Raw genomic sequence first — 13,349 nt, forward strand, 5'->3', positions numbered from 1 at the left:
CGGGTCAGCCCAGCGGGTCCGGCACCGCGCCCGGCACCGCCTCCACGGCGCCCGGCACCGCCGCCACCGCGCCCGGGACGGCCACGGGAGCCGTCGTACGGCCGCGCAGCCGCCGGTACAGCCAGCGGTCCACGACCAGGAAGCGGGCCGTGAAGACGATCGCCATGCCGAGCGCCGTCGCCGGCAGCGGAGACATGCCCGCGCCCGCGATGAGCAGCGCGGCGAGCGGGATCCGGGCCACCAGATCCGCGTTGCCGACGCCCGCGAAGGTGAGCAGCCGTAGCGAACGCCGGTGATGGCGCCGCTGGTTGCGGTAGACGAAGGAGTCGATCAGCGCGAAGTTCCACAGCAGCCCGGCCTGGTTGGCGATGATCTCGGCCGGTGCGTAGGGCAGTCCGGGAGCCGTCACGGTCAGCAGCCACAGCAGGGCGAGGTTGGGGACGAAGCCGGACAGGCCGACCAGCCCGAACACGACCGCGCGGGCCCGTGGATCGGCGGTACGCAGGGTGATGAGGTGCCGCAGGAAGCGCAGCCCCTCCGTCGGCGTGGACTTGGACGTGCCCGCGTGCCGCTCGCCGAAGGCGTACGGCACCTCGGCGATCCCCCGCGGCCGGCACCGTACCGCCAGTTCCAGCAGGATCTTGTAGCCGAGCGGCTGCAGGCCCTCGTCCTCGGTGGCCGCCCGGTCCACCGCCGTACGGCGGATGGCGAAGAAGCCGCTCATCGGGTCGGTGAGTCCGCCGAGGGCCCGCGGGAACAGGGCCTTGGCCAGCAGGGTCGAGGAGCTGGACACCAGCCTGCGGTAACCGCCGGCCAGGCCGCCGCGGTCGCCGCCGGCGGCGTAGCGGGTGGCCACGACCAGTTCGGCGCCCGTCGCCTCCCCTCGCGCGACCAGCTCGAAGATCAGCTCCGGCGGGTGCTGGAGGTCGGCGTCCATGACGACGATCCAGGGCGCCGAGCCACGGGCGAACCCCTCCACCACCGCCCCGCCGAGCCCGCCGACGGGCTCCGGCCGGTGGTGCGGGACCACCGGGAAGGGGAAGCGCGCCGCCTCCTTCTCGATCACCGCGCAGGTGTCGTCGGTGGAGTCGTCGGCGAAGACCACCTCGGCGCGGATGCCGTCCGGGACGGCGGCGGCGATGCGGGTGAGCAGGGCGTGGATGTTGTCCGCTTCGTCGAACGTCGGGACGACGATCGACACCTGGGCGGGCAGCGCCGTCACCGGGCCTCCTGGGGCTGCGGGGGCTGCACGGGCAGATGGGCGCCGACGTGGGAGGTCAGCTCCCAGTCGTGCCGCCCGGTGTACTCCCGCCACACGGCGCGCAGCGCGGCGGCGGCCAGCACGACCGCGTAGACCGGCCCGCCGGCGATGAGCTTGACGTAGTGCCGGACGCCGATGCGGAAGCCGTACTCCTTGCCGAAGTCGTGCAGCGCCACGGCCTCGAAGACCACCATGGCGGCCATCGGGATCATGGGCAGCCAGGCGAACAGCGAGAACGGCAGCGGCACGCCGCCGATCAGGGCCGCCAGGATGCCGAGCGGGATCATCACGCCGGTCGCGGCCTGCACGAACGGGGTGCTCAGCGTGTAGCGGGCGAGCAGCCGCTGGCCGACGCCGGGCAGCCGGCGCCACTCGCCCTTGCGCAGTACCTGGAGGAAGCCCTGGTTCCAGCGGGTGCGCTGTTTGTAGAGGCCCTTGAGGGAGTCGGGTGTCTCCTCGCGGGTGACCAGCGCGGAGTGGTAGGCGACGACGACCTTGGCGCCGCCGCTGGACAGCCGTACGCCCAGATCGCAGTCCTCGGCCAGGCAGTTGCCGTCCCAGCCGCCGGTGGCGCGCAGCAGCTCGGAGCGGACGAAGACGGTGTTGCCGCCGAGCGGGATGAAGCCCTTGCGCGCGTGCAGGTGCAGCCGGCTGCGGAACCAGAAGAAGTACTCCAGGCAGTTGCGCAGGCTGTACCAGCTGCTCTCGTAGTTGATCAGCTGTACGCCGCCCTGGACGACGTCGGCGTCCTCGCGCCGGAAGGCGAAGTCGACGTGTTCGAGCAGCTCGGGGTGGACGACGTCCTCGGCGTCGAAGACCCCGATGACCTGGCCCAGGGCGTGCGGCAGGGCGGTGTTGAGGGCGCGCGGCTTGTTCTTCACCTCGTGGGTGTCGACGACCGTGCGGACCTTCTCGGGGTGTTCCTGTGCGAGCTGCTCGGCGATGGCGGCGGTGCCCGGGTCGTCGTGGCCGACGATCACCAGGATCTCGTAGGACGGATGGTCGATGCGGAGCATCTGTTCGACGGTGTGCCGCAGGACGGCCTCCTCGTGCCGGGCCGGGACCAGCAGCGAGAAGGACAGGCCGGGCCTGCCGTCGGGCTCGGCGAACGCCGTGGACTGCAGTGTCTCCGGGGTGCGCCAGGCATGGAGCATCCACCACAGCGTGACGCCGGCGGCGATCATCAGTACGACCGAATCTATGAACAGGACAGCGGAGACCACGAATTCCCCCCTCGGTTCCCTGGTCTTCCCCGTGCTCACCAAGTGGAACGCGATCATTCGGGCCCGACTCAAACCCCCCGGTTCCCCCCGGGCCCTGTGGACGGTACTTCCCCCCGTCTTCCGGGGAGATTTCCCGCGTGATCGGAAAACGATCGCGGCGAGCTTTCCAATGAAGCTAGCAGGTTCCGCATTTCTCCGGCAATGCGGCCGTCGCGCACGAGCGGAATTTTATGTTCCGCACATGTGCTGGGTCGACCTGTGCCATCATGCTGCAGCCTGCCCGATTTCTCAGGGGTTTCATGGGGGAGGTCCCTGAGGCGTGTCGGGCCATAAGTGGGGGTGGGGGATTCCGCATGGAGACTGCCGTTGTTCTCCGACCGGCGGCCGACAATTCACAAGAGGAACGGCCCGCAGCGCGCCGCACATTGTTTCGAGCGGATTATTTCTGGGTTGCGCCGGTAATCATCATCGCACTCGCGATACGCGCGCGGGGAATCGGTAAATACCCGTTCCCGAACGACGACGAGGGCACCTATCTCGCGCAGGCCTGGGCCGTCCGGCACGGCGAACTCGCGCACTACACCTACTGGTACGACCACCCGCCGCTCGGCTGGATACAGCTCTCCGCGGTCTCCTGGCTGCCCGACCTGATCCGGCCGGACCTGCCCACCTTCGTCCAGGGCCGGCTCGCCATGCTCCCGGTGGCCGCCGTGACCTGCGTCCTCCTCTACGTCGTCGGCCGCCGCCTGGGCCTCGCCCGGCCCACCGCCGCGGGCGCCGTCCTGCTCTACGCGCTCTCACCGCTCGCGGTGGTCCTGCACCGGCAGATCTACCTGGACAACTTCGCCGTCCTGTGGGCGCTCGCCGCGTTCGCCTTCGCGCTCTCGCCGCGCCGCCACCTGTGGCACCACGTCGCGGCCGGCATGTCCTTCGCGCTCGCCGTCCTCTCCAAGGAGACCATCGGCGTGCTGCTGCCGGTGCTGCTGGTGGCGATGTGGCAGGGCAGCCACCCCAGCACCCGCAAGTTCTCGCTGGCCGGCTTTTTCTCCGGGTTCGTGCTGACCGGTCTGTTCTATCCGCTGTACGCGCTGCTCAAGGGCGAACTGCTGCCCGGCGCCGGCCATGTCTCGCTGCTCGGCACGCTCACGTTCCAGCTCGGCGGGCGCGAGGGCAGCGGCTCCGCCTTCCAGGCCGGCACCGACGCCCACCGGCTGTTCGCCGACTGGCTCACCCGCGACCCGTACCTGCTGGTCGGCGGTGCCGTCGCCGCGCTGTGCGCGCTGCCGGTCCGCCGGCTGCGGCCCGCCGCGCTCGGCGTCCTGGTGCTCGCCCTGGTCGCGCTCCGGCCGGGCGGATACCTGCCGCAGATGTACATCGCGCAGGTGCTGCCCTTCCTCGCGCTGACCCTCGCCGGGCTCGTCCAGGTCTTGATCGAGCGGCTGCCCGGCCGGCCCCGGCTGCGGCCCGCCGCCGCACTCGCCGCGGTCCTCGCCGCCGTGGCGGTCGCCGGCCCGGCCTGGTACGACCAGGACCGGCTCGCCACCACCGCCGACGACAACCGCGTCTACCGCGACGCCGCCCGCTGGCTGCGCGAGACGGACACCGGCGACCGCGACAAGGTCCGCCTGGTCACCGACGGCGTGCTCTGGCTGGACGCCGTCGACGCCGGATACCGGCCCGGCACCGGCGTCATCTGGCACTACAAGCTGGACCAGGACCCTGCCGTCACCAAGACGCTGCCGCACGGCTGGAAGGACATCGACTACGTGGTGTCCACACCCGCCCTGCGCGGCGAACGCGAGCATCTGCCCACACTGCGGGCCCTGTTCGCGCACGGCACGCCGGTCGCCACCTTCGGGGAGGGCGGCGGCCGGATCGACATCCTGCGGATCGGCCGCGCCGGCTGACCGGAGGACCCGCCACCGATCGAGGGGGGACCCGCCATGCCGTACACCGTCATGCCCTGCCGCTCACGCAGGCCGCACCGCCCGGGCAGACCGCCCAGAGCCCGGCCGACCCGGACCCGCCTGCTGCTGACCGCCCTGCTGCTGTTCACCGCGGCGCTCGGCCTCGGCCCGCTCGGCGCACAGCGCGCCACCGCCGCGAGCAACCTGGTCAAGAACCCGGGCCTGGAGATCCTCGACGGACCGTCACAGTTCCCGCAGTGCTTCGAGAAGTCCGGCTGGGGCGACAACGACTTCTCCTTCACCGTCACCGGCGACGCCCACAGCGGCAGCCGCGCCGTCCGCATCCAGCTGACCCGGCGCGGCGACGGTGACCGCAAGACGATGATGCTGGAGAACTCCTGCGCCCCGCGGGTCACTCCCGACCACCAGTACGACCTGTCTTTCTGGTACCAGTCCACGACACCGAACGTGGCGTTCACCCTGTTCCGGCACGACACCGCCCAGGGCTGGGTCTACTGGACCGACCTCAAGACCCTTCCCCAGTCGGCCGCCTGGACCCGCACCGAGGTGCGCACCCCGGTCATCCCGCCGAACACCGACCAGATCACCTGGGGCGGCGCCCTGTACGGCGTCGGCACCCTCACCACCGACGACTACGCGATGACCGACGCCACCGTCCTCGCCGACCCGGACCCCTGCACGACGGGCGGCACCGGGCCGGAGTGCCGGGGCAGGTGGACCGTGCAGTCCACCGACTCCCCGGTGCGCGCGATCCACTCGGTGCTGCTGCACACCGGCAAGGTGCTGCTGATCGCCGGCTCCGGCAACGACCGGGACGCCTTCGCGGCCGGCACGTTCAAGACCAGCCTGTTCGACCCGGCGACCGGCACCTACACCGCCGTCCCGACCCCGGAGGACTTCTTCTGCGCCGGTCACGTCCAGCTCCCCGACGGCCGGGTGCTGGTGGTCGGCGGCAACAAGGACTACGCCTCCGCGGACGGCAGCGTCGGCTACAAGGGCCTGAGGACGAGCTACATCTTCGACCCGGCCCAGAACAAGTACGTCCGGGCCAACGACATGCTGGCCGGCCACTGGTACCCGTCCGCCACCGAGATGGGCAACGGTGACGTCATCGCGCTCGGCGGCCTCGGCGAGGACTCCGCGGGCACGGTCGTCAACGAGCACTTCTCCTACGCCCAGAACAAGTGGCTGCCGATGGGCGAGGCCAAGCAGGCCTGGTCCTTCTGGGGGCTGTACCCGTCGATGATCCTGCTCCAGGACGGCCGCCTGTTCTACACCGGCAGCCATGTCTTCGGCGGCGGCCTGCCCGGCACCGGCTCCTCCGTCTACGACTACGGCGCCGGGACCATCAGCGAGGTGCCCGGACTGCGCAGGAAGGACGAGCGCGACCAGTCGATGTCGGTGCTGCTGCCGCCCGCCCAGGACCAGAGGGTCCTCACCATGGGCGGCGGCAACCACACCGTCTCGCCGGACGCCCACCGGCTGACCGACCTGATCGACATGAAGGCCGCCTCCCCGCAGTACGTCGCCGGGCCCGACCTGCCGCAGGGCCGTTACGCCGACGGCAGCCCGCAGACCGGCACCCAGGGCAAGGTCTACGTCTCCGCGGTGATCCTGCCCGACGGCAAGGTCCTGGAGACCGGCGGCGCCCTGCACACCTACCGCGAGGACCCCGTCTTCGAGGCGTCCCTGTACGACCCGGCCACCAACGTCTTCCAGGCGGGCCTGGCCACCGACCCGGTCCCGCGGACCTACCACTCCTCCTCCACGCTGCTGCCGGACGGCCGCGTGCTCAGCATCGGCAACAACCCCGGTGACGGCTCCTTCGACCAGCGCGTGTCGATCTACCAGCCGCCGTACCTGTTCAAGGGCGACCGGCCGCAGATCACCTCGCTCGCGAGCACCCGCTGGACGTACGGCACCGCGCAGCGCATCACCGTCGACAAGCCGGTGGTGAAGGCGTCCCTGATCCGCCCGGCCGCCGTCACCCACTCCTCCGACCCCAACCAGCGCTACGTCGACCTGCCGATGACCGTCGACGGCAACACCGTCGACCTCAGTCTGACCAGCAACCCGAACCTGGCGCCGCCCGGCTGGTACATGCTGTCGGTGGTCGACGCGAACGGTGTGCCGTCGGTGTCCAAGTGGGTGCGCGTCGGCTCCGAGGGCCAGGTCGCCGCGGCCCGCGTGCAGTCCTTCGCCGACGAACTGAAGGTGACGGACGCGGGTGCCACCAGCGGTACGGCCGGCATGGACGACATGAGCGGCATGGACGGCATGGACGGCATGGCGCACGGGTCGGCGCACCGGCACCACGGCGTGAAGATGGCCGAGGGCTACGACGGCTGCGACCACGCCTACGGCCGGATCAACCAGTGCGTGCCGTGGACGTTCCCGAAGACGAAGCAGGCCGACCGGTGCGCCTGGCTGCTCGCGAAGGGCTTCGGCCGCCTGGAGGTGCACGGCCGCGACCGGCACCACCTGGACCGGAACAAGGACGGCATCGCCTGCGGGAAGGGGGACGTCAGGCGAAGCTGAGGATGAAAGGCGGCCGGCACCGGCTGGGCGCCCCACTGGACCAGCACGGCCCCGAGCCTGGCGCCCGTCCACCGGGCTCGGGGCCGTGTTCATGCCGCCAGTCAACCCCAGGGCCGGCCTCCGGTGATCGGCCGCCCCGCTCAGCCGTCCTGGGGCCGCATGCTCAACGCCCGCTCCACGACCGCCTCCAGCTGCTCGTGGTGGGCGCCCTTCCAGTACGCGCGTCCGCAGGCGGTGCACTGGGCGAAGACGTCGTACGACCGCTGGGTGCCGCCCTTGAGCTGGTCGGCGACCTCCTCCTTGGTGGCCTCCCGCAGCAGGCCGTTGCAGGCGGTGCAGCGGGTCCACGGGCGCAGTTCGGGGGCGAACCGGTCCAGCACGTCCTGGAGCTGGTCGTCGGGCCGGGTGCTGTAGACGAACGCGCCGGCCCACAGTTCCCGGCGGCGCAGCAGGCCCCGGTCGCGGCTGAGCATCACCCGCTTCTCGGCCGCGGAGCGGGCGGCGAGCGCCGGGTCGCCGATGTCCGTCGACTCGTACGCCGTGTCCACACCGAGCAGCCGCAGCCGGCGGGCCAGCGTGCCGAGGTGGACGTCGAGGAGGAAGCGGAGGGGGGCGCCGGGGACCCGCTGCGGGCGCTCCACGGCACGGACCGAGACGTGCTCGCCCGCGCTCGGGATGTGCGAGACGGGCACCTCGCGGTCGTCCACGACCAGCGCGCCGACCTCGGTCAGCGGTACCCCGAGGGACTCGATGACATGACCGAGCGTCGAGGCGCCGTCCGTGGCCAGCGCCGTGGCGCCGCCGCGACGGGCGGCCGGCACGAACAGATGGAGGGCGGGGGCGACTTCGACGTGGATCTCGGGTCCGTTCACCCCGTCAGGATGTCACGGACGGTGCCATGGGCCTCAGGGCTTTTCCGGGCCGAGGCCGTGCTCCATGACGTCCAGGGCCCGCTCCATGAGGTCCCGCAGTCCGCCCTCGAAGTCGTTCTCCGCCCAGTACATGGAGACCTCCATCATGCCGCCGATGAGGGCCATCGCGCTGACGCGCACCTCCAGGCTCTCCGGGTCGCGGCCCGTGCGCTCGGCGAGGGCCTCGCGGAGCAGGCGTCCGGTCTGCGTCATGCTCTCGAAGTACCGGGAGCGGACGGCGGGGACCTGGACCCCGAGGTGCGCCCGCAGCCGGAGCACCTCGGGATCCTCCCGCTCGCTCAGGTCGAGGGCCGTGCGCATCACGTGCCGGAGGGCGTCCATCCACGGCTCGTCCGCGGGCCGGGCGCGCAGTTCCGCCAGGATCAGGGGGTCGTACTCGTCCGTGAGGACGATGTCCTCCTTGGTCGGGAAGTAGCGGAAGACGGTCGACGGCGACACCTCGGCCCGCTCGGCGATCTGCTCGATCGTCGTGGCGTCGTACCCCTGCTCCTTGATCAGCGCGTAGGTCGCGGTGCGGATCGCCTCACGGGTCTTGATCTTCTTGCGTTCCCGCAGTCCGAGTCGCGGGCGGTCGGCGGGGGAGTACGGGGACTGTGCGGCCGTCATGCGGGTCATTGTCCGGCATCGGTCCCCGGCGTGACCATCCGCGGGGCCCGCCCCGGCTCGCTCGCGGCGGCGGGCGCGGGGCCCGGCAGGAACGCGGCGGCCAGCAGGGCCGAGACGAGGGCCGCGGCGCCGCACACCAGCAGGACCAGGCCCATGCCGTGGACGTACGCGCCGTCGGCGGAGGCCGCGAGGCGGGCCCGGCCCGTCTCCCCGGCCACGAGGTGCGCGGCGACGACGGAGTCCCGGGCGGTGTCCGCGAGAGCGGCGGGCAGTCCGGTCACGTCCAGCCGGTCGCGGAAGGCACCGGACAGCAGGCTGCCGAGCAGGGCGATGCCGATCGCGCCGCCGACCTGGCGCAGGGTCATGAGGAGTCCCGATCCGCTGCCCGCGCGGTCCCTCGGCAGGGTGGCGAGCGCCCCCGACATGGCCGGTACCAGCGCGAAGCCGAAGCCGACGCCGGCGAAGGAGAGCCACAGCGCGGTGAAGCCGTAGCCGGAGCCGGCCGTCGTGCGGCTGCCGAGGAACGCGGCGAACGCGAGCACCGCGAGTCCGGCGCTGACCGTGGCGCGCGCGCCGAACCGCTGGGTGGTGAGCGGCGCCCCGCGCGTGGCGACCATCAGACCGCCGATCATCGGCAGCAGCCGGACGCCGGTGCCGAGGGCGTCGTTGCCGAGCACGGCCTGGAGGTACTGCGGCAGCACGAACAGCAGGCCGGACAGGACGAACATGACCAGGGTCGCGGCGACCGTGTTGAGCAGGAAGCCGCGGTGGCCGAGCAGGGTCATGTCGAGCATGGGGCGCTCCGTCCGGCGCTCGCGCAGCACCAGCGAGGCGATCAGGATTACGGCCGCGGCGAGCAGGGAGAGCACCAGCGGGTCGCTCCAGCCGCGGTCGGGAGCCTCGATGATCGCGTAGACGAGGGCGCCGAGACCGGCCGCGGTGCAGGCGGTGGAGACGAGGTCGACCCTGGGGGAGGCCGGGTCCTTGGTCTCGGGGAGCAGGAAGACGCAGGCCGCTGTGCCGATCGCCGCCATGGGCACGTTGACCAGGAAGACCGAGCCCCACCAGAAGTGGTTGAGCAGCCAGCCGCCGATGACCGGGCCGAGCGGGAGGCCGAGCGCCGAGACGGTCGAGATGATGCTGACCGCCCTGGTGCGCTCGTCCGGGCCGAACAGCGAGGGCAGGACGGACAGGGCGAGCGGGGTGACCAGCGCCGCGCCGACGCCCATGACCGCGCGGGCGGTGATGACCGCGTCCACGTCCCCGGCCACGGCGCCCACCAGCGAGCCCGCGAGGAAGATCCCGAGCCCGGTGATCAGCATCAGCCGTCGCCCGAACCGGTCGCCGAGCAGCCCCGCCGGGAGCATCAGCGCGGCGAACACGACGATGTACGCGTCCGCCATCCACTGCTGCTGACCGGTGGTCGCGCCCAGTTGCCCGGCCATCGTCGGCAGGGCCACGTTGAGGATCGTCGTGTCGAAACCGAGCACCAGCATGCTCGCGACCAGGGCCCCGAGGGCCCACCAGCGGCGGGAGGGGCCGCGCCGCGTCTCATCGTCCAGAGTGACAGTCGTCATGAAATGAAAGTAACTCTCAAAATCATGAGACTGTCAATGGGTGCTCGATGTCAGATGGCTCGGTGAAGTGGCCCGCAACGCGGAAGCGGCCACGACTCGGAGGAGTCGTGGCCGCTGAGGGGCGGTGGGAGGGGGTTACGCGTGCTGGTAGGCCACCAGCGAGATGCCGACGTAGTGGACGACGAAGGCGGCGAGCGTGAAGGTGTGGAAGACCTCGTGGAAGCCGAACCAGCGCGGTGACGGGTTCGGGCGCTTGATGCCGTAGACCACGCCGCCGGCGCTGTAGAGCAGACCGCCGACGACCACCAGGACCAGGACGGCGATGCCGCCCGTGCGCAGGAAGTCGGGCAGGAAGAAGACGGCGGCCCAGCCCATCGCGATGTAGCAGGGCGTGTAGAGCCAGCGCGGGGCGCCGACCCAGAAGACGCGGAAGACGATGCCGGCCGCGGCGGCGGCCCAGATGCCCCACAGCAGCCACTGACCCTTGCCGCCGGGCAGGAGCAGCAGGGTCAGCGGTGTGTAGGTGCCCGCGATGATCAGGAAGATGTTGGCGTGATCCAGGCGGCGCAGCACGCCGTCCATCCGGGGGCTCCAGTTGCCCCGGTGGTACAGCGCGCTGACGCCGAAGAGGAGGCAGGCCGTCAGGACGTAGATGCCGCAGGCGACGCGGCCTCTGGTCGAGTCGGCGAGGGCGGTGAGCACGAGGCCCGCGATGAGCACGGCCGGGAACATGCCGAGGTGCAGCCAGCCGCGCAGTCGGGGCTTGACCGGATGCGGCAACGAGTGCGCCTTGGGACCGCGGCCGGCGGCCGGCGGGTCCAGGGGCGCGTCGGGGGCGGACGCAGTCATGCGCCGCATCGTACCTACGGAACCGTAGGTAGCGGATCAGTCCCGCCGTGAAGTGTCCCTCAAGTGGCCATCGTCTCACGGGAGACCGGCGGTCCGACCGCAAAAAGTCCTTCAGGCGAACTCAACGTGCACGTAAAGGGACATAGGGGTACCCAGGGAGGATGCGAAAACCGTGGCCTTCCTCACGTCGCTCACCTGTGAGGCCCTCTGGACATATGGGCACACACGACGGATGATCAAATGAGTGCGGTCGGCACCGGATGAGCGCCACAGTCGAACGACTGCGAAGCATCCGGGCCGCAGCCCCCACGGGGCCCCAAAAGGAAAAATCCCTCACCAGGGCAAAAATCCCTCACTTAGGAGCAATCGTGGCGCGCGACAACGCGGCTCCCACCGGCGTCCCCACCAACCACCAGGAACTGATCTCGTGGGTCAACGAGATCGCCGAACTGACGCAGCCGGACAGCGTGGTCTGGTGTGACGGCTCCGAGGCCGAGTACGAGCGGCTGTCCGAGGAACTGGTCGCCAAGGGAACGTTCAAGAAGCTCGACCCGATCAAGCGCCCGCACTCCTACTACGCGGCCTCCGACCCGACCGACGTCGCGCGCGTCGAGGACCGGACCTTCATCTGCTCCGAGAAGGAGGAGGACGCGGGCCCGACCAACCACTGGAAGGCCCCCGCCGAGATGCGGGAGATCTTCGCCGGTGAGAAGGGCCTGTTCCGGGGCTCGATGCGGGGCCGCACCATGTACGTCGTCCCGTTCTGCATGGGCCCGCTCGGCTCCCCGCTGTCCGCGCTCGGCGTGGAGATCACCGACTCCGCGTACGTCGCCGTCTCCATGCGCACGATGACGCGCATGGGCCAGGCCGTGCTGGACGAGCTCGGCGAGGACGGCTTCTTCGTGAAGGCCGTGCACACCCTCGGCGCCCCGCTGGAGGAGGGCGAGCAGGACGTCGCGTGGCCGTGCAACTCCACCAAGTACATCTCGCACTTCCCCGAGGACCGCGAGATCTGGTCCTTCGGCTCCGGCTACGGCGGCAACGCGCTGCTCGGCAAGAAGTGCTACGCCCTGCGCATCGCCTCCGTCATGGCCCGTGACGAGGGCTGGCTGGCCGAGCACATGCTGGTCCTGAAGCTGACCCCGCCGCAGGGCGAGGCCAAGTACGTCGCCGCCGCGTTCCCGTCCGCCTGTGGCAAGACCAACCTCGCCATGCTGGAGCCCACGATCTCCGGCTGGACGGTGGAGACCATCGGTGACGACATCGCCTGGATGCGCTTCGGCGAGGACGGCCAGCTGTACGCGATCAACCCCGAGGCCGGCTTCTTCGGCGTCGCGCCCGGCACCGGTGAGCACACCAACGCCAACGCCATGAAGACCCTCTGGGGCAACGCGGTCTTCACCAACGTCGCGCTCACCGACGACGGCGACGTCTGGTGGGAGGGCATGACCGAGGAGTCCCCGGCCCACCTGACGGACTGGAAGGGCAACGACTGGACGCCGGCGTCCGAGACCCCGGCCGCCCACCCCAATGCCCGCTTCACCGTGCCGGCCTCGCAGTGCCCGATCATCGCGCCCGAGTGGGAGGACCCCAAGGGCGTGCCGATCTCGGCGATCCTCTTCGGTGGCCGCCGCGCCACCGCGGTGCCGCTGGTGACGGAGTCCTTCGACTGGAACCACGGGGTGTTCCTGGGCGCCAACGTGGCCTCCGAGAAGACCGCCGCGGCCGAGGGCAAGGTCGGCGAGCTGCGCCGCGACCCGTTCGCGATGCTGCCCTTCTGCGGCTACAACATGGGTGACTACATGGCCCACTGGATCGACGTCGCCAAGGACAAGGACCAGTCCAAGCTGCCGAAGATCTACTACGTCAACTGGTTCCGCAAGAACGACCAGGGCAAGTTCGTCTGGCCGGGCTTCGGCGAGAACTCCCGCGTCCTGAAGTGGATCGTGGAGCGCCTGGACGGCAAGGCCGAGGGCGTCGAGACCCCGATCGGTGTGCTGCCGACCAAGGATGCCCTCGACACGAACGGTCTCGAACTGGCCGACTCGGACCTGGAGTTCCTGCTCACGGTGGACAAGGAGGTCTGGCGCGAGGAGGCCGCCCTGGTCCCCGAGCACCTCAACACCTTCGGCGACCACACCCCGCAGGAGCTGTGGGACCAGTACCGGGCGCTGGTGGAGCGCCTGGGCTGAGCCCGCTCACAGACTCCGCGGCCGGCTTGGATGTGCCCTGACCAGCGATCGTCACGGCCGGCCGCGGTGACAGCACCGGACGAGGGCCCGGCGCCCGCACCGTACGAAGGCGTACGGGCGGCCCCGGGCCCTTTCCCATGCGCACGGGTCCCCGGCGTGTGTCTGCACACGTGAAAAATGCCCCGAATTGTACTGTATGGGCATGAATCAGACGCTGTGTTGCGTCACCCGAACCGCTCCGGA

9 protein-coding genes are annotated in these 13,349 nt (G+C 70.9%); 3 read left to right on the forward strand and 6 right to left on the reverse strand.

From position 1 onward, the window contains the following. Positions 1 to 4: 4 nt before the first annotated feature. A complete protein-coding gene (locus tag FHS34_RS14955; RefSeq protein WP_184965217.1) occupies positions 5 to 1,222 on the reverse strand; it encodes a glycosyltransferase in 1,218 nt (405 codons plus the stop codon). Further along, entirely contained in the window at positions 1,219 to 2,445 is a 1,227-nt protein-coding gene (locus FHS34_RS14960) for a glycosyltransferase family 2 protein (protein WP_184965342.1), read from the reverse strand. The genes FHS34_RS14955 and FHS34_RS14960 overlap by 4 nt, the downstream gene beginning before the upstream one ends. 464 nt (positions 2,446 to 2,909) lie before the next feature. On the opposite strand from FHS34_RS14960, the gene FHS34_RS14965 reads away from it, so the two are divergent. Then, positions 2,910 to 4,391, forward strand: a complete 1,482-nt coding sequence (locus tag FHS34_RS14965; protein ID WP_184965219.1) for an ArnT family glycosyltransferase — start codon at positions 2,910 to 2,912, stop codon at positions 4,389 to 4,391. A 36-nt stretch (positions 4,392 to 4,427) separates the two neighbouring features. Then, on the forward strand, positions 4,428 to 6,950 hold the full coding sequence (locus tag FHS34_RS14970) for a galactose oxidase early set domain-containing protein (RefSeq protein WP_245002256.1): 2,523 nt from the start codon (positions 4,428 to 4,430) through the stop codon (positions 6,948 to 6,950). Between the two features lie 140 nt (positions 6,951 to 7,090). Here FHS34_RS14970 and FHS34_RS14975 read toward each other — a convergent pair whose 3' ends face one another. The 4 genes from FHS34_RS14975 to trhA all read right to left on the reverse strand — a co-directional run bounded on the left by FHS34_RS14975 (position 7,091) and on the right by trhA (position 10,914). Beyond that, on the reverse strand, positions 7,091 to 7,822 hold the full coding sequence (locus FHS34_RS14975) for a Mut7-C RNAse domain-containing protein (protein WP_184965221.1): 732 nt from the start codon (positions 7,820 to 7,822) through the stop codon (positions 7,091 to 7,093). A gap of 33 nt (positions 7,823 to 7,855) precedes the next feature. After that, entirely contained in the window at positions 7,856 to 8,488 is a 633-nt protein-coding gene (locus FHS34_RS14980; RefSeq protein ID WP_446697025.1) for a TetR/AcrR family transcriptional regulator, read from the reverse strand. Positions 8,489 to 8,493: 5 nt separating this feature from the next. Beyond that, positions 8,494 to 10,065 (reverse strand): DHA2 family efflux MFS transporter permease subunit, encoded by a 1,572-nt coding sequence (locus FHS34_RS14985; protein WP_184965225.1) that lies wholly within the window; start codon positions 10,063 to 10,065, stop codon positions 8,494 to 8,496. 135 nt (positions 10,066 to 10,200) lie between these two features. After that, positions 10,201 to 10,914: a PAQR family membrane homeostasis protein TrhA gene (gene trhA / locus FHS34_RS14990; protein ID WP_184965234.1), complete on the reverse strand. Its 714-nt coding sequence runs from the start codon at positions 10,912 to 10,914 to the stop codon at positions 10,201 to 10,203. Positions 10,915 to 11,282: 368 nt separating this feature from the next. Between trhA and FHS34_RS14995 the strand changes: the two genes are divergently transcribed. Beyond that, positions 11,283 to 13,106, forward strand: coding sequence for a phosphoenolpyruvate carboxykinase (GTP) (locus FHS34_RS14995; RefSeq protein ID WP_184965236.1), 1,824 nt, complete (start codon positions 11,283 to 11,285; stop codon positions 13,104 to 13,106). Positions 13,107 to 13,349: the final 243 nt, after the last annotated feature.

This window comes from Streptomyces echinatus (assembly GCF_014203595.1).
Lineage (GTDB): Bacteria > Actinomycetota > Actinomycetes > Streptomycetales > Streptomycetaceae > Streptomyces > Streptomyces echinatus.

Coding starts and splice junctions, on each gene's coding strand:
- FHS34_RS14960 (WP_184965342.1), bottom strand. CDS start 2,445: ATGATCGCCGCCGGCGTCACGCTGTGGTGGATGCTCCATGCCTGGCGC.
- FHS34_RS14970 (WP_245002256.1), top strand. CDS start 4,428: ATGCCGTACACCGTCATGCCCTGCCGCTCACGCAGGCCGCACCGCCCG.
- FHS34_RS14980 (WP_446697025.1), bottom strand. CDS start 8,488: ATGACGGCCGCACAGTCCCCGTACTCCCCCGCCGACCGCCCGCGACTC.
- FHS34_RS14985 (WP_184965225.1), bottom strand. CDS start 10,065: ATGACGACTGTCACTCTGGACGATGAGACGCGGCGCGGCCCCTCCCGC.
- trhA (WP_184965234.1), bottom strand. CDS start 10,914: ATGACTGCGTCCGCCCCCGACGCGCCCCTGGACCCGCCGGCCGCCGGC.